The organism is uncultured Slackia sp. (assembly GCF_934630525.1).
In the GTDB taxonomy this organism is placed as follows: domain Bacteria; phylum Actinomycetota; class Coriobacteriia; order Coriobacteriales; family Eggerthellaceae; genus Slackia.
In genome coordinates this window covers 24,577-46,338 of the sequence record NZ_CAKTVX010000013.1, presented here as the reverse complement: position 1 = coordinate 46,338, position 21,762 = coordinate 24,577, and the positions used below count along the sequence as shown (strand labels likewise).

Below are 21,762 nucleotides of genomic sequence, written 5' to 3'. Positions count from 1 at the left end.
AATACAAAAGTTCGAGGGGCGCGCGGGCGCCCTTTGCCATCTTGCGAGGCGATGTTTCAAGGCCTCGCGAGAGAGCTTTCACAAGGATTGGAGAAGCAATGGCCCGACTTTTTGGAACCGATGGCGTGCGTGGCGTGGCGAACGTCGACCTTACCTGCGAATTGTCTTATAGGCTTGGGCAGGCTGCGGCATCGTTTATGGGCAAGACCATTGTCGTGGGCAAAGATACGCGCAAAAGCGGCGACATGCTCGAGGCGGCGGTGGTTGCCGGCATTACGAGTGCGGGCGGCGATGCGCTGCTTACGGGAGTTATTCCTACGCCGGCCGTGGCGCTGCTGGTTCGCGAACTGCATGCCGATGGCGGCATCGTGATTTCCGCATCGCATAATCCGCCGGAGTACAACGGCATCAAGTTCTTCGACGCGAATGGCTTCAAGCTTCCTGACGCGGTCGAAGATGAAATCGAGAAATTCATTGCCGAGGGCGGCGTTGAGGGCCAAATCGCGCGTGCGAAAGAGGCGGGCGAGGAAGCCGAAATGCCTGTGGGCGACGAGGTTGGCGTCGCTCTTGAAGTCGAGGACGCGTGCGAGATGTATATCAACCATGCGGTCGAAACGGTGACGAGGCAGGGAATCAACTTCGATGGGCTTCACGTTGCACTCGATACGGGCCACGGCGCGTCGTCTCTCACGAGTGCAGAGGCGCTGCGCCGTTTGGGCGCGGAAGTCACCGTGATCAACGACGACTATGATGGCACCGACATCAACGTCAATTGCGGCTCCACCCATTTGGGCCCCTTGACCGAGCTTATGGCCGAATGCGGCGCCGACGTGGGCATTGCCCACGATGGCGATGCCGACCGCGTGATGCTCATGGCGAAAGACGGCGCCGAGATCGATGGCGACATCGTCGAGGCGGTGCTTGCGGTCGATTTGAAGAACCGTGGCGAGCTGCCCCATAACACGGCGGTTTCCACCGTCATGACCAATTTGGGCTTCGTGCGCGCCATGGAGGCCCATGGCATTGACGTGCTGCAGACCAAGGTGGGCGACCGCTATGTGCTCGAGGCGATGCGCGAAGGCGGCTATGCTGTCGGCGGTGAGCAGTCGGGCCACATGATTTTGCTCGAGCACAATTCCACGGGCGACGGCCTGGTGACGGCGTGCCAGTTCCTTGCTGCCGTTCGTCGCAGCGGCAAGCCTGTCGAAGAGGCCATCAAGGTTATGACGAAGTTCCCGCAAACGCTGATCAACGTGCGCGTGAAAGACAAGCATGCGCTCGAGGGGAACGCTCCCATTTGGGATGCCGTGCATGCGGCCGAAGCTGAAATGGGCGATACCGGTCGCGTGCTCGTTCGCACGAGTGGCACGGAGCCTTTGGTGCGCGTTATGGTTGAAGCCGAAACTCAGGAATCGGCCGATGCCCACGCGAAGGCGATCGCTGAAGTGGTTGAGCGCGAGCTCGCGTAATCGCTGAAACGGTTGTGCTTGGCGACGCTCAACGGCGTGGCGAGCGTGCGGGCCGACACCAACGATTCGGCTCGGCATGAACTTCGATAAAGTATTCGCAGCTCCGGCATATGCCGGAGCTGTTCTTATATGGACCCTCTAATCGGGCTTGCCATGTGCGGCGAATTCGTCAAACGGCTCTTTCGCGGCCCCATCGCGGCCCCGATTGCTTTTGCGTCTTGGTCTCGCGAATCTTCCAAACCATAAAGGCTATCTGGCATAGCGGCGGCTCACGGGACGTTTGCCGATTAATTGTGTTACGCATCTTGTATTCGTAACACACTATCCTTTACTATGTGTGCTACGAAATCGAATTCCGTAACACTAAGAGGGAAGGAAACGGAAATGGCGATACGCGAGCAGGACATTGCAATGTGCAAAAGGCGCGATTTTCTGAAACTGGCCGCGTGCGGCGCTGCCGTCGCATCGTTTGGCGGTGTGCTCACGGCATGCGCGGGCGGGTCTTCGACGGAGGGAGGCGAAGGCGCTGCGGCTACCGACCAGGTTATCGTTGCCATGAATACCGGCAGCGAGCCCGCCGCTGGTTTCGACCCGTTGCGCGCGTGGGGTTGCGGCGAGCATGTCCATGAGCCCCTCATTCAGTCGACGCTTATTACGACCAACGAGAACCTGGAGTTCCAAAACGACCTCGCGACCGATTATTTCTGCTCGGATGATGGCCTTACCTGGACGTTCGCCATTCGCGACGACGTGAAGTTCACCAATGGCGATTCGCTCACCGCATCTGACGTCGCCTTCACCATCAACGGCGTCATTAAGGGAGAAGCTTCCGAGGCCGACCTCTCGATGGTGCGCGAGGCCGTGGCCATCGACGCCACGCACGTTGAACTGCATTTGACCAAGCCTTACAACATGCTCCTGTATACGCTTGCCGTGTTGGGCATCGTTCCCGAGAAGGCATATGGCGACGATTACGGCGCCAACCCCATTGGATCGGGCCGCTACATGCTTGAGCAGTGGGACAAAGGCCAGCAGGTTATTTTGAAGGCGAACCCCGATTACTATGGCGAAGAGCCGAAGATGAAGCGCGTCGTGGTCGCGTTCATGGAGGAAGATGCAGCCCTCGCTGCTGCCCGTGCCGGTCAGGTCGACATCGCGTTTACCGCCGCTGTGTATTCTGACCAGGAAGTTGCCGACTATGAGCTGCTCGCATGCGAGACGGTTGACTCTCGCGGCATTTCCCTTCCCACGCCGCAACCGGGCGGTACCAAAGAAGGCGACGGCGGCGTTGAATATCCTGTAGGCAACGCGGTGACGAGCGATATCGCCGTGCGTCGCGCCATCAACTATGGCGTAAACCGCGAGACCATGATCAAAAACGTCATCAATGGCTACGGAACGCCTGCGTACAGCGTGTGCGATAAGTCGCCGTGGGGTTCTCCCGATATGAAGGTCGAGACCGACGTGGCTTACGCCAAGCAGCTTCTTGATGAGGCTGGCTGGGCTGCCGGCGCCGATGGCATTCGCGAAAAGGACGACGTGCGCGCTGCATTCGATCTGTATTACGCCAGCAACGATTCGGTGCGCCAGGCGCTTTCGGCGGAATTCGCGAACCAGATGAAAGAGCTCGGCATCGAAGTCTTTATTAAGGGCGCGAGCTGGGACGATATTTATCCGCATCAGTACAGCGATCCCATTCTGTGGGGTTGGGGCTCCAATGCTCCCGTTGAGACATACGAGCTTAACTATTCCACTGGCTGGGGCAACTATGCATGCTATGAAAACGAGAACGTCGACTCGTATCTCGACGAGGCTCTCGCAGTGCCGCATGTGGAAGATTCCTACGAGCTTTTCCAGAAGGCCCAGTGGGATGAAGCGACCCAGCAGGGCGTTGCGCCGCAGGGCGCCGCGACGTGGGTTTGGCTTGCGAACGTGGACCACTTGTACTTCAAGCGTGTTAACCTTAACGTCGCCAAACAGAAGCCCCATCCGCATGGCCATGGCTGGAGCTTGGTAAATAATGTCGATGCGTGGAGCTGGTCGTAATTTCGTGGTTCGTTATGCACTAGAACAGATCGTTCGTTTCGCTGCGCTCATGTTCGCGGTGAGCTTCGTCGTGTTCGCGCTCGTGTCGGCTTCGCCCATCGATCCCGTTCAAATGAACGTAGGCCAGGCGGCCTATATGACGATGAGCGAAGCCAAGCGGGCGCAGCTCGCCCAATATTGGGGCGTGGGCACGCCGCTGCTTGAGCGCTACGCGAGTTGGCTTGCTTCCGTTTTGCGGGGAGACTGGGGCACTTCGCTGCGCTTCAACGCCCCTGTGATGGAAGTGCTGGCCAACCGTGCAGCGAACTCGTTGGCGCTTTTGGGCATTGCGTGGGCCGCAAGCGGCGTGCTCGGCCTGCTGCTCGGCGTGATCGCGGGCACCAATCGCGATCGGTGGCCCGATCGATTGGTAAAAGGCTATTGCTTCGTGCTTGCCGCGACGCCGACGTTTTGGCTGGGGCTTGTGGCCCTCATGGTGTTTTCGGTATGGCTGGGCTGGTTCCCGCTGGGCTTTTCGGTGCCGCTCGGGAAATCTGCGGCCGATGTGACGCTGCTCGACACTGCCCACCATATCGTGCTGCCCGCGATTGTGCTTTCGTTCGTGGGCGTGGCGAACATCGCGCTGCATACGCGCGAGAAGCTCGTCGATATTCTTGAATCCGATTATGTTAAGTTTGCCCGCGCTCGCGGTTTGTCTACGTGGCAAATCGTACGCCGCCACGGCATGCGCAATTTGTTGTTGCCGGCGATGACGTTGCAATTCGCCTCTATCTCGGAGATTTTCGGCGGTTCGGTTCTTGTCGAGCAGGTTTTTTCATATCCCGGTTTGGGTCAGGCGGCGATTACGGCTGGCCTCGGCGGAGATGCGCCCCTTCTGGCGGGCATCGCCGTGGTTTCGGCCATGCTTGTGTTCGGCGGAAACCTGATTGCGAATATTCTTTACGGGGTGGTTGACCCGCGTATTCGTCGTGGGCAAATGCGCGAACGCGCAGACTGGCCTCGCATTGCGCGCGAAGGTCACGATTCGGCCCAGGCAGAAGAAGCGCGGGCGCCTATGCCGGCGATGGTTGGCGCGGGCATGGGTGAGGTGCCGAGCGCTGGCACCCTGCCGAACGTGCGCCGCTCGGTGGCGCAGGCGTCGAGCGCGGTTCGCGAATCGTTGCAGCTGGGCACATTGCTGCATGCGCCTCGTCGACGAGGCGCCAATCGCGTCGCGACGCTTGCCAAGTTCGTGGTTGCCGCGATTTTGCTCGTGTTCGTGGTTATCGCGGGTACGGCGCTTTCCGATACGGCGACCACGACCGATTTTTCGCTGAAGTCGCTCGCGCCCTGCCTTGCCCATCCGTTTGGTACCGATTGGATGGGCCGCGATATGCTCGCGCGCACGCTTTCGGGCCTTTCGACGAGCGTCATGCTGGGCTTGGTCGCCGCATGCGTGTCATCGGTTATCGCAGTGATTCTTGGCGCGGCTGCGGCGCTTGGCGGTCCGAGGGTCGACGCCGTGGTCAGCTGGCTCATTGACCTCATGATGGGCGTGCCCCATATTGTTTTGCTTGTACTTATCTCCTATGCGCTCGGCAAGGGCTTTTGGGGCGTTGCCGTGGGCGTGGCAATTACGCACTGGCCGAACCTCGCCCGCGTTGTTCGCGCCGAAATTTTGCAATGCAAGCAGTCCGACTTCGTGATGACGGCGCGCCGTATGGGAAAGAGCTCTGCGTATATCGCCATCCATCATATGGTTCCGTTCGTGTTGCCCCAATTTATCGTGGGCCTCGTGCTCATGTTTCCCCATGCGATTTTGCACGAGGCCTCGATCACGTTCCTCGGTTTCGGCCTTCCGCCCGAGATGCCTGCGATTGGCGTTATCCTGAGCGAAAGCATGGGGTATCTCACCACGGGCATGTGGTGGCTGGCGGTGTTTCCCGGCGTCGCGCTTGTTGCCGCGGTCATGCTGTTCGATGCCGCCGGGGAAAGCTTGCGTAAGCTGATCGACCCGCATACGAGCCAGGAATAGGTCGCGGGCTTGAGCATGGTGAAGTTGTTTCGACGAAGAGCGCGAATGGATTCAGGAGACGAATATGGAAAGCGAATACTTGCATGCTCATGAGGCGCATAAGCACGGCGACGTCTCTATGCACCATCACCACTCCCATGCAACGTCGTCGCACCATGCGCATGGGCATCATTTGCTGCAAGTCGAAGACTTGTGCGTGTCGTTTTCCATGTACGACCCCGACGAAACACATTTTTTCCGCGCTCGCAAAAAAGATGTGAGCGTGATTTCCGACCTCTCGATTTCGGTGCATGCGGGCGAGATCATGGCGATCGTCGGCGCGAGCGGTTCGGGCAAGAGCCTTTTGGCCGACAGCGTTTTGGGTCTCTATGAACCCAATGCCATCGTTTCGGAGACGATCTGGTTCGACGGCGTTCGCCAAGATGCCGCGTCGCTCGCGCAGCTGCGCGGACGTGAGATTGCGTTCGTTCCGCAGAGCGTCGCCAACCTCGATCCCCTTATGAAGGTGGGCCGACAGGTTCGCGGCGTCGCTCGCGATGCGGCCGATGCCGAGCGTCGCACCGAGCGCCAGCGCGCGCTGTTCGAGCATTACGGGCTTGCCCCCGAAGTTGAGGACATGTATCCGTTTGAATTGTCGGGCGGCATGGCCCGCCGCGTGCTTTTGGCGAGCGCCCTGGTCGAAAGTCCGCGTCTTATTGTGGCCGATGAGCCGACGCCTGGCCTCGATTTGGATTTGGCGGTGCGCGCCCTCGACGATCTTCGCGCATTCGCCGATGCGGGTGGCGGCGTGCTGCTTATCACGCACGACATCGAGCTCGCATTGCGCGTGGCCGACCGTATCGCCGTATTCAAAGACGGAACGGTCATAGAAGAAACCGCCGTCGAAAGCTTCAACGACCCGAGCCAGTTGCGCCACCCGTTTTCGCGCGAACTGTGGCGCGCGCTTCCTGGCAATGGATTTTCGGTGCCCGAGGAAGCGATTGGGTAGGCGGCCTTTGGGCGATGCGCGTTTGAACGCACGGCGTGCGGCGCCATGGTTTGGCGATGGCTGGCTCGCTGCGTTTGTCGATAATGCCGCGCATGGCGAAGCAATGCGTAGGCGAGGTTGGTATGCGGAAGGGAATGCAAAAGATGCTCGAGGCGAAGGACATTTCGTTTGCGTATAGCGGAGGACGCGTGCTCTATGACGGCCTTTCGCTTCAAATCGCGCCCGGCGAACGAGTCGCTCTGTGCGCGCCTTCGGGCTTCGGAAAAACGACGCTATGCCGTATTCTTGCTGGCTACCTGAAGCCTACGGCAGGCAGCGTGATGGTGGACGGCTCTCCGTTGCCGTTGCGGGGAATGTGCCCCGTCCAGCTTATTGGCCAGCATCCCGAGAATATGGTCGATCCGCGTCAGACCATGGATAGCATGCTGGCGGAGGCGGGCGATACGCCAAGCGAGCTTCTTTCGGGGCTCGGCATTCGTCCCGAATGGCGTCGCCGCCACGCCCACGAGCTTTCGGGTGGAGAGTTGCAGCGCTTCTGCATCGCGCGTGCGCTGGCGTGCGCTCCGCGCTATCTTGTCGCTGACGAAAGCACAGCTATGTTCGATGCGGTTACGCAGGCGAGGGTCTGGCGCTTCCTCATGCGATGGTGCGAGAAAAACGGTGTGGGTCTCGTGTTCGTTTCCCATTCGCCGGAGCTTATAGACCATGTAGCGACGCGTACGATTATGCTCGGCGCGCGATAGCCTATTGAGCGTTTTGGGTCATGGCGGCGTGCTCCTTGGCGATTTCTGCCATGAGCACGTGCATCGGCCAGAGGCGATTGTGAGCAGTGACCTGCGCTTTGTGGGCGATACTCACGTTCGCTTCGCGCATGGCGGCGAGCATCTCGTTGAGCAGTGCGTTTGGCATGGGACATACCAGCATGAATTCGTCTTGTGGCGCCTGGCCTTCAAAGGCGTTGTGCGCGGGCCTCATGCCGGGCATGCCGGCTACGGCCCCAACGGGGTTGCCCAGGTGCTCGGGCGCGATAGTGCGCACGCGAATTCCTAGGTCGCGTAGAACGGCGCGAACGGCATCGCCGCGGGGAGTTCCTTCGTCAAGGCCATAAAGCGCGACCATGGGTTCTTGTTTTTGAGCGTTGCGCGCTTTTGCGCCCGATCCTTTTTTCGCCACGGTTTCCTCCTGCTTTCCTTATTGAAAACGCCCCGCATTCGAGCGATGCAACGAATGCGGGGCGTTGTGTTCGATTGCCTTGCGACGCGCTTCGGGCTTAGCCGAAGTAGCGGTCGAGCAAGCCCTTCAGGGCGCGGCCGTGACGAGCCTCGTCGCGGGCCATTTCGTGCACGGTATCGTGAATGGCGTCGAGGCCGTTCTTCTTTGCGCAGGTGGCGAGCTCGGTCTTGCCGTTGCATGCGCCGAATTCGCACTCAACACGCCATGCGAGGTTCTCTTTCGTCGAGGCCTTCATGTTGGGCTCGAGCTCTTCGCCGAGCAGTTCTGCGAACTTCGCGGCGTGCTCCGCCTCTTCAAAGGCGGCCTTTTCCCAGTACAGACCAATCTCGGGATAGCCCTCGCGGTGTGCGATGCGAGCCATGCACAGGTACATGCCCACCTCGGAGCACTCGCCGTTGAAATTGGCCTTCAGCTGATCGAGGATGAACTTCTTGTCCTCGTCGGAGATGGCCTCGTTGTCCTTCACGGTTTTGGCGTAGATGCCATATTCGTGCTCAGCGGCGAGCGTCTGCTCACCTTCGAGCTTCTTGAACGCGCTTGCCGGAGCGTGGCATACGGGGCATTCCGCGGGAGGCTCGGCGCCTTCGTAGATGTAACCGCATACGCTGCAGACCCATTTGGTTTCCATATTCATTACCCCTTTACTTTGTGGTTCCTGCGGCGTTGCCGCCGCGGCCTGTATATCTTCACTGCCGTGTTCATTTGCGTACACGGGCTCGAAATCTTCGGCGCCGTGTTTGCAAATTGGGCAGATGAAATCGGATGGAAGGTTTTCGCCTTCGTAGATGTAACCGCAAATCGTGCACTTCCATGCGACGATTTCGCCAGCATTGGCTGCCGTGCGGGACGCACTCGCCGCAGCTCCCGTCTTTCTTGTGACGTTGCGGTAGTAGTCGTAGGTGATGGGCGCCTTATCGGAAAGGCGGCGCGCCTCGACGACTTCGCCCACATACATCACATGGCTTCCCATATCGATGCTCTCGACGACGCTGCAATCGAAAAACGCGATGGCACTTTTCTCGAAAACGAGGCCGCTTTCGGTGCGCGATGGGTTCGCTCCGGGAATGGAAGCGTCATTGCTCGCGACGAATTTCTCGATGTCGTGCCCGCTTTTCATGCCGAAATGCTCGAAATACTCAAGCGGCGTGGATTCGTCGAGCACCGAGACGCAGAATCGATCTGAAGCGGCGATCGTCTCTTGCGTGCACGAGCCCTTGATGCATGCGACGCTCACCTGTCGGGGCTCCGATGCTGCCTGAATGGCGGTGTTCACGATGCAGGCATTGTCGCGGCCATCGGTTTGCGAAGCGAGCAAGAACAGCCCATAGCTGAAGGCGTGAAACGCCTTGGTGTCAACGGAATCGCTCATTATTCCTGCCTTTCTTGGGCGCATGCGGAGCATAATCCGCAGAAGAGCAGTTCGTAGCCCGTGATGGTGAAACCGGGCGCGGTTGCCTTGCCCAATGACTCTGTGACGCTGCTTGGCAAGTCAACCTCGACGTCGTCGACGCGGCCGCATTTCGCGCATACCACGTGGTAGTGGGGGCGCAGGGTGTCGTCGAAGTGATCGGCGCCGCTGCTTACGCGCACTTTGAGCGCTTGGCCATTGTCGGACATTTTGTTGAGGTTGCGATATACCGTTGCCCTGCTGATGGAAGGGTATTCGTCCTTCATGGACTGATACACTTCGTCGGCGGTGGGGTGGCTGCCATGGAGTTTGGCGAGTTGCCCCGCGATGATTTTTTGCTGAACGGTGTTGCGCTGCGCCATGGTGACCTCCTCTCGGTATGTCTAATACTATATGCCAATTGATATCAAATATCAATAAGAATTTTGCTTGATGTCGAAACCGCGCAGGAATGCAGGCTCGCAGGTCCCGTTTTTTGAAATGGGGTACTATCGATGCTTTCAAGTTACCTATGTATGGAGGAAGTCATGCGCACCGCCGCGTCTCGTTTGCCAAAGGGCTTTTCGCTTGAGGAGCGTCTTGCCGCATGCGCGAGCAATGTCGAATCGCACCCAAAAGATCGTGCGGGCCAGTGGCGCTCTTGGGCGCCCTTGGGCGAACGGCGCGGCGATCCCTATGCCGCTGTTGTGCTCGATTTGGGTTGCGGCAAGGGCGAATATACGGTCGAATGCGCCGCCGCGCGCCCCGATGTGTTGTTCGTGGGGCTCGACGTCGATGGCGTATGCGTGATGCGCGCGGCAGAACGCGCCATTGCGCAAGGCGTGTCGAACGCCGTGTTCGTGCTGCACGACGACTCCGATTTGTCGGAAACGTTTGGCGAGGGCGAACTTTCCGCGATGCTGCTGAATTTCCCCACGCCGTTCCCGAAAAAGAAGAAGGCGCACTACCGGCTCACGCATTTCGAGCGGCTTATGTCGTATCGTCCGCTGCTGGCGCTGGGCGCATTCGTTCGGTTGCGCACCGACAGCATGCCGCTGCGCGATTTCTCGCTTACCCAGCTCGAGATCGCGGGTTATGACGTGCAGTGGAAGACCGACGATGTGCGGGGGATGTTTCCCGATGAGCCGTGGAGCGGTTACGAGCATAAGCTCGTGGCGCAGGGCGCGCCCGTATGCGGGTTTGCGGCGGTGCCGGGACCTGCGCCGGAAAACCCCCAGCAAACCGCGCCGCTCTCGCTCGTGAGCTATCTGCCCGAAGATATCGAAGACCTCGCGTATGTTCCCCATGGCATGCAGGGGTGCGTCGAGAACATGAAGGGCCGACGCGCGAATCGCCGCGCGAAGGGCCTTTCGGAATGGACGCGTCCGATTATTTAGTGTGGTGGGCTCCTCATCGCATGGGCTTTTGTCGAGAATTGTGTGCTGCCGTTCTCGCGCTGGTATACTTTCCCTGCTAAAACGCAACCGATTCGAAGAAGGTTTTTATGACCGCGAAAGCGTTGATTCTTGCTGCGGGCGCTGGAACCCGCATGAAATCCGACAAGCCCAAGGTTGTCCATGAGGTGCTTGGCAAGCCGCTCGTGCGCTGGGTCGTCGACGCCGCCCATGACGCCGGCATCGAAGATGTGGTCACTGTGCTCGGACATATGTCCGAAAAGGTTGCTCCTTTTGTTGAGGGCGATACGAAAATCGCCATCCAAGCCCAGCAGCTTGGCACGGGCGATGCCGTGAACGCCGGCCGTGAGGCGTTTTCCCAGGCTGACGGCTCGATTGCCGAAGGCTCGCTCGTGGTTCTTTCGGGCGACTGCCCGCTTATCACCCCTGAAACCATTCAAGCCCTTGTCGCTAAGCGCGAAGAAACGGGCGCGGCCGTGGTCGTGCTCACCATGCATATGGACGACCCGTTTGGGTATGGCCGCATCGTTCGCGAGGGCGAGGCCGTCGTGCGCATCGTTGAGCAAAAAGACGCCACGCCCGAAGAGGCCGCTATCACGGAATGCAACTCGGGCTTCTACTGCTTCGATGCGCCGGCGCTTTTCGATGCGCTTTCGCGCGTTTCGAACGACAATGCCCAGGGCGAGTATTACCTTACCGACGTGCTCGAAATTTGCCGAAACGACGGCCGCGAGGTGCTCGCGCTTCAAACTGCCGACGCCGAAGAAGCCATGGGCGTGAACTCTCGCGTGCAGCTCGCCCAGGCCACGCATGCCATGCAGCATCGCATCAACAACCGTCACATGATGGCTGGCGTAACCATGTGGGATCCCGAAAGCACGTTCATCGGTCCCGATGTCGAAATTGCGCAAGACGTGGAGCTGTGGCCGCAAACGTACCTGCTTGGCACGACCAAGGTTGGCTCGCACAGCGTCATTGGCCCGAACACGCGCCTGACCGACACGCAGGTTGGCTGTGGCGCTCGCGTCGACGAAACGGTTGCCATCGAAGCGCGCATCGACGACGCTGCCGAATGCGGCCCTCGCGCGTACCTGCGCCCTGGTACCCACCTGTGCGAAGGCGCCAAGGCCGGCACGCATGTCGAAATCAAAAAGTCGACCATTGGCAAGGGCTCGAAGGTACCGCATCTTTCCTACATTGGCGACACCACGATGGGCGAGAACGTCAACATCGGCGCGGGTTCAATCACCTGCAATTACGACGGCGTGAACAAGAACCATACCGAAATCGGCGACAACGTGTTCGTGGGCAGCGACACCATGATGGTGGCTCCCGTGAATATTGGCGCGGGCGCGATCATCGGCGCCTCCTCGTGCATCACGCGCGACGTGGCCCCCGATGCGCTGGCGCTCGAGCGCGCCGAGCAGCGCGAAATCGAAGGCTGGGCCGCCAAGCATATGGCGAAGCTCAAGGCTAAGAAGGAAGCTGCGAAATAGACGTTTTTCCAATGGCGGCAGTTTTGACCAGTTCCCTCGCGTTTGTGGTCAAAACTCGCGCTATGTGCAACATTGAAGGCGGCCCTGGGCATCTGGGGCCGTCTTTTTTGCGCGAACTTCTGCAAAGCTGCGATTTTCCCAGCAAATTGCCAAGGGAAGCTTTTCCAGAGTGCAACCTAGGGCGGGGAACTTTTCCAATGGCGGCGATTTTGACCAGCATATGTGGCCAGCCTGGTCAAAACTCGCGCCATTGGAAAAACGCCTCTGCCCGGCTTCGCCTCCGGTCTCGCCTCCGGTCTCGCCTCCGGTCTCGCCTCTAGCCCCGTTTCCCTTCTTGTTTATCTGACTAGAATCTTTTGTGTTTGCGGTTTTAATCTCTGGGCGCCCTGGGTACAATCAAGAACAGCATGCATTGCGCCTGTGGAAGGGGCGCAGAATCGAAAAATTGCGAAGGAGCACGCGCATGACCGAGATGACAAAGAGCATGGCCGTCTTCACGGGTTCGGTAAACCCGAGTCTGGCCGATCAGGTTGCAACCGAGCTGGGTACCACGCTTGGCAACGTGAAGCTCGAGAAGTTTGCCAATGGCGAGATTTACGCTCGTTACCTCGATTCGGTGCGCGGCGCCGATGTCTTCATCATTCAGTCTATCGCTGGCGAGCACATCAATGATGCGCTCATGGAAATGCTCATCATGATCGATGCGGCCAAGCGCGCGAGCGCCCGCACCATTTCCGCCGTCGTCACGCACTACGGCTACTCCCGCCAGGAGCGCAAGGCCGCCCCGCGCGAGCCCATCACGGCAAAGCTCGTTGCCGACCTCATTACCGTCGCCGGTGCTGATGACATCATCACCATCGATTTGCATCAGGATGCAATCCAGGGCTTCTTCGACATTCCGGTGAACCATATGACCGCTATGCCGATTTTCGTGGATTACTTCAAGAACAAGGGCATCGACCCCGAGGAAATGTGCGTCGTGTCTCCCGATGTGGGTCGCGCGAAGGCCGCTAAGAAATTCCAGGGCCAGCTCGGCTGCGATATCGCGATCATGCACAAAGATCGCCCGAAGCACAACCAGGCTGAAATCACCGCGCTTATCGGCGACGTTACCGGTAAGGTCTGCATCCTGAACGACGACATGATCGACACGGGCGGATCGCTGGTCGCGGCGGCCGAAACCCTTATGTCCAAGGGCGCCAAGAAGGTGTACGCGTGCGCAACGCATGGCCTGTTCAGCGGCCCGGCATATGACCGCATCCAGAATTCCTGCATCGAGGAAGTCGTCGTGACCAACGCTGTCCCTGTGCCGCTCGATCGCCAAACCGGCAAGATTCGCGTGCTTTCGGTTGCTCCGCTTCTGGCTCGCACCATTCAGAGCGTGTACGGCAACGGCTCTGTGAGCAAGCTGTTCAACAAGTAGCGAGAAGCATTCATGCATATTATTTGCGGCCTGGGCAACCCAGGCGAAGAATACGAGCATACGCGACATAACGCCGGCTTCGATTCGGTCGACGCGTTGGCCGAAGAGCTGCGTGTGAGCTACTGGAAGAACGAGTGCGGCGCTCTTACGGCGAAAACGACGTACAAGGGCGAAGATTTGCTTCTGGTAAAGCCCCAGGGCTTCATGAATACCTCGGGCGGCCCTTTGAAGAAGGTGTGCCAGGCGTATAGCGCCACGGCTGATGACGTTATCGTGATTCATGACGAGCTCGATATCGACCCGGGCACGATTCGCGTGAAGCACGGCGGCGGCCTTGCGGGCCACAATGGCTTAAAGTCGATCGCCGATAAGCTGCAGACGAAAGACTGGACGCGTATTCGCGTGGGCATTGGACGCCCGCCGGGGCGCATGCCGGTGGTCGATTGGGTGCTCGGCCGTCCCAAGAAGGACGGGTGGGGCGATTTCGTGCAGGGCACGCACCTCGCGAGCGAGGCGGCGCTGTTCTATCTCGAGAGCGGCCTGGAGAAAACCCAGCAGCGATTCAACTAATGCAAAAAAAGGACGGCTCGATGCCGTCCTTTTTATTTGCCGGTGAAATCGCGGCCGTTTTCTTGCTGGGCGCTTTCTGCGTTGCGTTTTTCTTTTCGGAATAAGACGGCACGTATCGTTTGGTTTTTGAACGAGACATTCTGCGGGCGCATCGCCGCCGCCATGTGCCGTCAAGTGTGCGACAATGTTCGATGGAAAAGAAACTACGCGAAAGCAGCGTGCACATTATGACAGCCCAATTCAAGCTCATGCCGGCAGACCCGGCGCTTGTATCGTTTATTCAGCAGGAACTTGGCCTGCCGCATTTTGCGGCGCGAACCATGGTCGCCCATGGCGTGAATTCGCTCGAAGAGGCGCGCGCGTTCCTTGCGCCCGATATCGAGCGTGATTGGCTCAATCCCTACACGATTCCGCAGCTTGGTGCGGCGGTCGATCGTCTGGAGCGTGCGGTGCGCGACGACGAACGCATTGTGGTATTCGGCGATTTCGACCTCGATGGCATCTCTGCCACTACGGTGCTCACGCGTGGCCTGCAATTTCTCGGCGCCAATGCCGCGCCCCTCATTCCGAAGCGTTTTGAAGAAGGCTACGGCATAACGCCACCTGCTTTCGAGCGCGCGAAGGCGTTCAAACCCGATTTGATCGTGACAGTCGACTGCGGCATTGCCAGCGGGGATATCGCTCCAACGGTTTTGGCCGAAGGCATCGACTTGGTGGTGACCGACCACCACGAGCCGGGCGATTTGGTTCCTGAAGGCGTTGTGGTATGCGATCCGAAGTGCGACCCGGAATGCGAAAGCGGCATTTTGGCTGGTGTGGGCGTTGCGCTGAAGATCATCCAGGCTCTGGGCGCCCGCTTTGGAAAGCCCCATCTGTGGCGCGAATACACCGATTTCGCGACTTTGGGAACCATCGCCGACCTTATGCCCGTGCGCGATGAGAACCGCGCGCTCGTCGCCGATGGCCTGGAACGCATGAACAAATATCCTCGCCCGTGCATTCAGGCGCTCATTGACGTGTGCCATGCGGGCGACAAACAAATTACCTCGACGGGGCTGTCGTTTTCGCTTATTCCGCGCTTGAACGCCGCGGGCCGCATGGGCGATGCCGATTTGGCGCTCGATTTGCTGATGGCCGACGATTTCGAAGAGGCGCAGGGCCTTGCCGCCGAACTCGATAAGGTAAACGACAAACGCCGCCGCGTCGAGCAAAACCTTGCGCAATGCGCCGAAGAGGCGGCTGCGAAAATCTACCATGGCCAGCGCGCGCTCGTGGTTGGCGGCGAGGGCTGGCACGAGGGCGTGAAGGGCATTGTCGCCTCGCGTTTGGTGAATGAATACGGCGTGCCGACGATTCTGTTCACCATCGATGGCGACGAAGCACGCGGCTCGGGTCGAAGCGTAGGCAGCGTGAATTTGTTCAAGGCCATAGAGTCGTGCTCCGATTTGCTCACCCGCTTTGGCGGCCACGGCGGCGCTGTGGGCATTACGCTTCCCACGGCGAAGCTCGATGAATTCTCGCACCGTTTGTGCGAATACATGGATACGCTTCCCGAAGACAGCTTCCATCCCCAAATTGAGGTCGAGGCGCAGGTCGGGCTGGGGGAGCTTACGCTGCAGAACGTCCAGGCGCTCTCTCGTTTGGCGCCTTTCGGCCGCACGAATCCCACGCCGCGTTTTTTGGCGCGCAACGTGCGCCTGCTTTCCCGTCATGCCGTGGGCGTTGAGAAAAACCATCTGTCGTGCCAAATGGTCGATGGCGCAGCCAAGGTTGGCGCCATCATGTTCCACTGCGGCAAAATCGAATCGCTCATGTCGTGCAATACCGTGGTCGATGCGGCGTTTCAGGTGCAGATTGACGAATGGAAGGGCCGCCGTTCGGTGAAATGCCTGCTCGACGAGGTTGAGCCCGCCACGCCGTGCCCCGGCTTGCGCGCGTGCTTGCCGACTGAAGACCTCGATTTCGTGGGCGAACTTTATGAAGACACCGGCATTTTGCCCAGCTGCGACGACGAAGCGAAGCGCATTGCCGAAGAGCGCCGTGAACAATGGCGCGAGTTTGCGTCGGAGAACCCCGACGGCTTGACCGATGCCTTGGTCGCGCACGCGATAGGCGACGCTTCGAACCTGCATGACGCGCAGAGGCGAGCGCTCGATATGCTCGCGCGGGGCGAAAGCACGTTCGTGGTCATGGGCACGGGGCGCGGCAAGTCGCTCATATTCCAGATTCACGCTGCACGCGAAGCGCTGCTCAATGGCGGGGCGAGCGTGTTCGTGTACCCATTGCGCGCGCTTATCGCCGACCAGGCGTGCCATGCGGCGTGCTTGTTCGAAAGCTTCGGGCTGTCTGCCGCGAGCCTTACGGGCGAAAGCTCTTCCGATGAGCGTGCGGAAGTGTACGCAGGCTTGGCGTCGGGCGCCATCGACGTGGTGCTCACCACGCCCGAATACCTCGCCTTCCATGCGGACGAGATTGCGTCATGCGGTCGCGTGCGATTCCTCGCGGTCGATGAGGCGCATCATTTAGCCGACGGCGGCGGCCGTCGCCGCGATGCATACGCCCAGCTGGGCGAACTTGCGCGGCGCCTGGGGGTGAAAACGGTGCTCGCCGCTACGGCAACGGCATCGTCGCAGGTGGCGACTCAGGTTCGTGAAGGCTTAGGGGTGCAGGGCTTCGTGGGCGATGCCCATGTGCGCGATAATTTGCTGCTCGATGACCATCGCAATGCGCGCGACAAAGAAACGTATTTGACGAATATCGTCGCGACGGGCGAGAAGACTATCGTGTATGTGAACTCGCGCACCATGTCGGTCGATATCGCGCGCGTGCTTCGTGCGCTCGCGCCTCATGTCGCCATGCAGATCGGCTTCTACAACGCTGGCCTTTCGCGTGAAGAGCGCGCCCGCATCGAAAAGCTGTTCCGCGACGACGTGCTCCGCGTGCTCGTGTGCACGTCGGCGTTCGGCGAGGGCGTCAATATTCCCGACGTGCGCCATGTGGTGCTGTACGCAATGCCGTTCTCCGATGCCGAATTCAATCAGATGAGCGGCCGCGCCGGTCGCGATGGCAAACCTGCCACCATCCATCTCGCGTTCGGCAAGCGCGACGTGTACTACAACGATCGCATTCTGGCCCAGTTCGCTCCCGACCACGATCGCATGGGGCTTATCTACCGCGGCCTTCGCGCCTTTTCGCGTCAGGCTGCGGGGGGCAACGGCAATGGCGCGGCTGGCGAATCGGGCTTTTTCACCCTGTCGAACGAAGACCTCATTGCCGCCTGCCCGCCGACCGACATGCGCTTTACGCTCATGCCCGGCGCGGCATCGTTCGCGCTCTCGGCGTTTTCCGAGCTTGGGCTGGTTGATGTGCGAACCGAATGCTCGCACGACGGCTCCTCGGTTCGCCAGGTTCGCCTTCGCGAGGTGCAAGGCAAGGTGAACCTCGACGACAGCGTGCTGTATTGCGAGGGTCGCGCCGAGGCGGAGGAATTCGAGCGATTCTCCGATTGGATTTTGAACGCCACGCCCGAAGAACTGCGTGCGCGTATTGTTCGTCCCATCATGCCCGATGGAAATAGCGAGGAAGGGAATGGCTATGACCGATGAAGCCACCGAGCGTCAAACGGCGCTTCCCATAGAACCCGAATTGGCCGAGGCCATTGGCGCGCTTTCCGCCGACGCATTTGAAGGGGGCATCGCGCCTTCGCCCGAGGCGGGCGCTACGGTAACGCCCGAGTCGCGTTTCGCGTTGCTCGTGGAGAAAACGAGCTATCTCGATGATGCCGCGGCCGAAAAACTCAAGCGCGCCTACGAATACGCAAGTGCGGCACACAAGGGCGTGAAGCGCAAGAGCGGCGAGCCCTACATCATCCATCCTATCGAGGTCGCGCTCATCCTGTCTGATTTGCGCATGGACGTCGACACGCTATGCGCCGCTCTTCTTCACGACACGATTGAAGACACCGACACCACGGCCGCAGCGCTTGAAGAGCAGTTCGGCGTGCAGGTGTCCCAGCTTGTGCAGGGAGTCACCAAAATCACGCGCATCGAAGTCGAAAGCCTCACCGACGAGCAGGCGGCGACTATGCGCAAGATGTTCGTTGCCATGAGCAAAGACATTCGCGTGATCGTTATCAAACTCGCCGACCGTCTGCACAATATGCGCACCTTGAGCGCGCTGAAGGAAGACCGCCGCATCTTCAAGTCGCGCGAGACGCTCGAGATTTATGCGCCTATCGCGCACCGCTTGGGCATCGGCTCCATTAAGTGGGAGCTTGAAGACCTCGCGTTTTATTACCTCGAGCCTGCGAAGTTCAAGCAAATCAGCCGCCTGGTCGCCGAAAGCCGCAACGAACGCGAGACGTATTTGGCTTCCGTTATCGAAACGCTCAATACCGAGCTGGCGCGCGTGGGCATCGTCGACGCGCATATTGCCGGCCGCCCGAAGCACTTGTATTCCATCTATCAGAAGATGACGAAGCGCGGCAAGGGCTTCTCCGAGATCTACGACCTCATCGCGGTGCGCGTTATCGTGAAAACGGTGGGCGACTGCTACTCGGTTTTGGGCGCCGTGCATACGCTGTGGCACCCCATGCCGGGCCGCTTCAAAGACTATATCGCCATGCCGAAGCTCAATATGTACCAGAGCCTGCATACCACGGTCATCGGCCCCGCCGCTCGTCCACTCGAAGTGCAAATTCGTACTGAAGAAATGCACCGCATGAGCGAATACGGCGTCGCCGCGCACTGGCGCTATAAGGAAAAAGGCTCGAAGGCCGATGCCGCATTCGATCGCCAAATCGCCTGGTTGCGCCAGATGGTCGACTGGCAGGAAGAGACGAAAGACTCGCGCGAATTCCTCAACGAGCTCAAGGTTGACCTTGCGCCTACCGAGGTGTTCGTATTCACGCCGGCGGGCGAAGTCATGAGCCTGCGCGCGGGCTCGACGCCGGTCGATTTCGCGTATTCCGTGCACACCGAGGTGGGCAATCACTGCGTCGGCGCGAAGGTGAATGGTTCCATCGTGCCGCTTTCCTATGAGCTGCAAACGGGCGATCGCGTTGAGATTCTCACGCAGAAAAGCGCCACGCCGAGCCGCGACTGGCTGAAGATGGTGAAAACGCCGAGCGCGCGAAGCAAGCTGCGCCAGTATTTCTCGAAGGTGAGCCGAAGCGACGACATGATCGTCGGTCGCGAAAAGCTTGCCCGCGAAATGAAGAAGCACGGCCTGGGCCTGGGCTCCACTGCGAGCATTCGTGCGCAGAAGCAGGTGTGCGAAACGCTCGGCTACAAAGACATCGACGACATGATGGTGGCGATAGGCGCGGGCAAGGAAACCGTGCTGCATATCACGAATCGCCTCGTGAAGATATTGATGCCCGAGGTGGAGGAAGAATCGCATCCCGAACTCGCGATGCTTCCCAATGGCGCCATGCCGCCCATGATCACCACGGTGCGCCGCCAGCCGAAACGTCGCGCCCACGCTTCGAACGGCGTGGTCGTCGAGGGCATCGACAGCGCTCCGGTGCGCCTGTCGAAATGCTGCAACCCCGTTCCGGGCGATGACATCATTGGCTTCATCACGCGCGGCCGCGGCGTATCGGTGCATCGAGCCGACTGCCCGAACGCGACCGACCTCATGCGCGACCCGGGCCGCCTTATCAAAGTGGCGTGGGAAGATACGGCCGAAACAACGGCTTCGTATCAAATCGAAGTGTTCATTGAAGCGCTCGATCGCATGAACCTGCTGCGTGATATCATCAACACGCTCAGCGATACAGGGGTCAATGTGCTCGCTTCGAACACGGTGAGCCATTCCGATGGCATCGTGGAAATGAGGTATCTGTTCCAGGTGTCGCAAATCTCGAACATCGAGTACATTTTGGGTGAACTTCGAAAGATTGACGGCGTGTTCGACGCGCGTCGTATGCTGCCGGGCGATTCGGCCCACAGGCGCAAGTAGAAAGGTATGCGCATGCGTGCAAATTGCAAACGCCAAGTGACCATCGACGACGGCTGCGTGCCCGTTACGGTGCTCGTCATTGGCATGATGGACAACAATTGCTTCATCGTGGCCGACGGCCGCGAGCAGGGCGCGCCAGCTATGGTTATCGACCCTGCCGGCGATGCCGAGGCCATTCAGAAGGCCCTTGGCTGGTTCAAGCTCGAGACCATCGTGTGCACCCACGACCATAACGACCATCTGGTTGCCTTGCCTGAGCTGGCGGCGGCCACCGGCGCAAAGGTTGTTTCCAGCAACGCCGATAGCCGCATTATTGAAAAAGGCCAGCCAGGCTATTTCGGCGACTGGGATGCCGTGGCGCCCGTGCATGTCGACCGCAAGGTCAACGACGGCGACACGATCAAGCTCGGTTCGCTTGAGTTCAAGGTCATGCTTACCCCCGGCCACACGAAGGGCGGCATCTGCCTCTACCTTCCTGGCTTTGACGGCAAGCCTGGCGTGGTGTTCACGGGCGATACGCTGTTCCGCGGCGCAACGGGCCGCGTCGATTTCGAGGGCGGCAATGCGATCGAGATGCGTGCGAGCCTGAAGAAACTCGGCAAACTTCCCGATTCGACTATCGTGTTCCCAGGCCACGAAGGCCTTACGACCATTGGCATCGAACGTCATCGCGTTATCGAGGCGTTTTAAGGCATTGACTCTTTTCGCGTGAGAGGGCGAACATGGCAAAGCACAAGAATGGTAAGAAGCTCGATTATTTCGAGGCATTCGAAAAGCAGGCGGAGCTTGCGATTGCTGAGGCAAAGCTGCTCGTAGAGGTCATCGAAAACTACAAGGGCCCCGACAGCCTCGATGATTACATCGAGCGTGCGCACGAGATCGAGCACGCAGGCGATAAGCTCGTGCATTCGGTGTTTGACGCGGTCACGGTCGATTTCGTGACGCCCATCGATCGCGAAGACATCATTTCGCTCACGCAGAAGCTTGACGACGTGCTCGATTACATGGAGGGCACGGTACAGCGCTTCTATATGCTCGACGTGAAGGAAATGCATCCCAAGGCGGGCGAATTCGCGGAACTGCTGCTGAAGAGCTGCGAAAAGCTCGGCAAGGCGTTGGAAGATTTCGACGAGTTCAAGAATTCGAAGAAGATCAACAAGCTCATCATCGATGTGGGATCGGTCGAGGAAGAGGCCGACGAGCTGTTCTTCCATACCCTGCGTGAGCTGTATTCGCACGGCGAGGAAAATCCGTTGTATGTGTTCGTGTGGGATAAGCTGTTCCAGCGCCTCGAGAACACGGCAGACGCTTGCGAACAGGCTGCCGACACCATGGGCACCATCATCATGAAGAACTGCTAGTCTCGCCATTTTTCCGACTGGCGAAATTGCCGATATTGAAAAGCCCCTGGCTGATGCCAGGGGCTTTTTTGCTGCGAAATAAAAACCCTGCCCCCAGCCTAAGGATGAACCCACCTTCAATAGGTGGGTGCCCGCAACGAGGTTCAAAGCTTTCGTGCCAACAGGCGCGAATCCCTGTATCCCCGCGTAATCTAGGGCTCCCTGAAAAAATGCATCGGTCCATCGCAAATGACGGCTTTGGAAGCAGGGCCTGATTTGAGTATATCCGAGCATGGACGAAAGAAACCCCTTGAATTATTTTTCATTTCGGCATAGGGAGGCATGCCTCTTTGCAAAAGTGCGCGCTGGGCCGTTCCGTCATCTTCCTTTCGCGCTACGGCTGGGCAACGTTACCGCTCC

16 protein-coding genes and 1 pseudogene are annotated in these 21,762 nt (G+C 59.3%); 13 read left to right on the top strand and 4 right to left on the bottom strand.

Features of this window, described 5'->3' with window-relative positions; all coding sequences use genetic code 11:
• The first annotated feature begins 98 nt into the window (after window positions 1–98).
• The 5 genes from glmM to Q0D41_RS09110 all read left to right on the top strand — a co-directional run bounded on the left by glmM (window position 99) and on the right by Q0D41_RS09110 (window position 7,260).
• On the top strand, window positions 99–1,469 hold the full coding sequence (glmM, locus tag Q0D41_RS09130) for a phosphoglucosamine mutase (RefSeq protein WP_294378272.1): 1,371 nt from the start codon (window positions 99–101) through the stop codon (window positions 1,467–1,469).
• A gap of 384 nt (window positions 1,470–1,853) precedes the next feature.
• Window positions 1,854–3,515 carry an ABC transporter substrate-binding protein gene (locus tag Q0D41_RS09125; protein WP_294378267.1) on the top strand — a complete coding sequence of 554 codons (1,662 nt, stop codon included), beginning with the start codon at window positions 1,854–1,856 and terminating at the stop codon, window positions 3,513–3,515.
• Window positions 3,490–5,529 carry an ABC transporter permease subunit gene (locus tag Q0D41_RS09120; RefSeq protein WP_294378264.1) on the top strand — a complete coding sequence of 680 codons (2,040 nt, stop codon included), beginning with the start codon at window positions 3,490–3,492 and terminating at the stop codon, window positions 5,527–5,529. Before Q0D41_RS09125 ends, Q0D41_RS09120 begins: the two co-directional genes overlap by 26 nt.
• A gap of 64 nt (window positions 5,530–5,593) precedes the next feature.
• Window positions 5,594–6,517 carry an ATP-binding cassette domain-containing protein gene (locus Q0D41_RS09115; protein WP_294378261.1) on the top strand — a complete coding sequence of 308 codons (924 nt, stop codon included), beginning with the start codon at window positions 5,594–5,596 and terminating at the stop codon, window positions 6,515–6,517.
• A 143-nt stretch (window positions 6,518–6,660) separates the two neighbouring features.
• Complete coding sequence (locus Q0D41_RS09110) at window positions 6,661–7,260, top strand: ABC transporter ATP-binding protein (protein WP_294378258.1); 600 nt, start codon at window positions 6,661–6,663, stop codon at window positions 7,258–7,260.
• Between the two features lies 1 nt (window position 7,261).
• On the opposite strand, the gene Q0D41_RS09105 is transcribed toward Q0D41_RS09110, so the two are convergent.
• From Q0D41_RS09105 to Q0D41_RS09095, 4 genes and pseudogenes are all read right to left on the bottom strand, one after another.
• Window positions 7,262–7,690, bottom strand: a complete 429-nt coding sequence (locus Q0D41_RS09105) for a DUF3783 domain-containing protein (protein ID WP_294378255.1) — start codon at window positions 7,688–7,690, stop codon at window positions 7,262–7,264.
• Between the two features lie 97 nt (window positions 7,691–7,787).
• Window positions 7,788–8,378 (bottom strand): ferritin family protein, encoded by a 591-nt coding sequence (locus tag Q0D41_RS10095; RefSeq protein ID WP_244595094.1) that lies wholly within the window; start codon window positions 8,376–8,378, stop codon window positions 7,788–7,790.
• 99 nt (window positions 8,379–8,477) lie between these two features.
• Window positions 8,478–9,119: pseudogene (locus Q0D41_RS10090) on the bottom strand (flavin reductase); the annotation flags it as partial.
• Window positions 9,119–9,520: a transcriptional repressor gene (locus tag Q0D41_RS09095; RefSeq protein ID WP_294378251.1), complete on the bottom strand. Its 402-nt coding sequence runs from the start codon at window positions 9,518–9,520 to the stop codon at window positions 9,119–9,121. The gene Q0D41_RS09095 and the pseudogene Q0D41_RS10090, both read right to left, overlap by 1 nt.
• Window positions 9,521–9,652: 132 nt before the next feature.
• Between Q0D41_RS09095 and Q0D41_RS09090 the strand changes: the two genes are divergently transcribed.
• From Q0D41_RS09090 to Q0D41_RS09055, 8 genes are all read left to right on the top strand, one after another.
• Window positions 9,653–10,534 (top strand): tRNA (guanosine(46)-N(7))-methyltransferase TrmB, encoded by an 882-nt coding sequence (locus tag Q0D41_RS09090; RefSeq protein ID WP_294378249.1) that lies wholly within the window; start codon window positions 9,653–9,655, stop codon window positions 10,532–10,534.
• Between the two features lie 107 nt (window positions 10,535–10,641).
• Window positions 10,642–12,048: a bifunctional UDP-N-acetylglucosamine diphosphorylase/glucosamine-1-phosphate N-acetyltransferase GlmU gene (gene glmU / locus Q0D41_RS09085; protein ID WP_294378247.1), complete on the top strand. Its 1,407-nt coding sequence runs from the start codon at window positions 10,642–10,644 to the stop codon at window positions 12,046–12,048.
• A 463-nt stretch (window positions 12,049–12,511) separates the two neighbouring features.
• Entirely contained in the window at window positions 12,512–13,471 is a 960-nt protein-coding gene (locus Q0D41_RS09080; RefSeq protein ID WP_294378245.1) for a ribose-phosphate pyrophosphokinase, read from the top strand.
• A 12-nt stretch (window positions 13,472–13,483) separates the two neighbouring features.
• Window positions 13,484–14,041 (top strand): aminoacyl-tRNA hydrolase, encoded by a 558-nt coding sequence (pth, locus tag Q0D41_RS09075; RefSeq protein WP_294378243.1) that lies wholly within the window; start codon window positions 13,484–13,486, stop codon window positions 14,039–14,041.
• A 227-nt stretch (window positions 14,042–14,268) separates the two neighbouring features.
• Window positions 14,269–17,646: a single-stranded-DNA-specific exonuclease RecJ gene (recJ, locus tag Q0D41_RS09070; RefSeq protein WP_294378241.1), complete on the top strand. Its 3,378-nt coding sequence runs from the start codon at window positions 14,269–14,271 to the stop codon at window positions 17,644–17,646.
• Window positions 17,636–20,002, top strand: a complete 2,367-nt coding sequence (locus Q0D41_RS09065) for a bifunctional (p)ppGpp synthetase/guanosine-3',5'-bis(diphosphate) 3'-pyrophosphohydrolase (RefSeq protein WP_294378239.1) — start codon at window positions 17,636–17,638, stop codon at window positions 20,000–20,002. The genes recJ and Q0D41_RS09065 overlap by 11 nt, the downstream gene beginning before the upstream one ends.
• Before the next feature lie 12 nt (window positions 20,003–20,014).
• On the top strand, window positions 20,015–20,692 hold the full coding sequence (locus Q0D41_RS09060) for an MBL fold metallo-hydrolase (RefSeq protein WP_294378237.1): 678 nt from the start codon (window positions 20,015–20,017) through the stop codon (window positions 20,690–20,692).
• A gap of 32 nt (window positions 20,693–20,724) precedes the next feature.
• Window positions 20,725–21,363: a DUF47 domain-containing protein gene (locus Q0D41_RS09055; RefSeq protein WP_288169715.1), complete on the top strand. Its 639-nt coding sequence runs from the start codon at window positions 20,725–20,727 to the stop codon at window positions 21,361–21,363.
• Window positions 21,364–21,762: the final 399 nt, after the last annotated feature.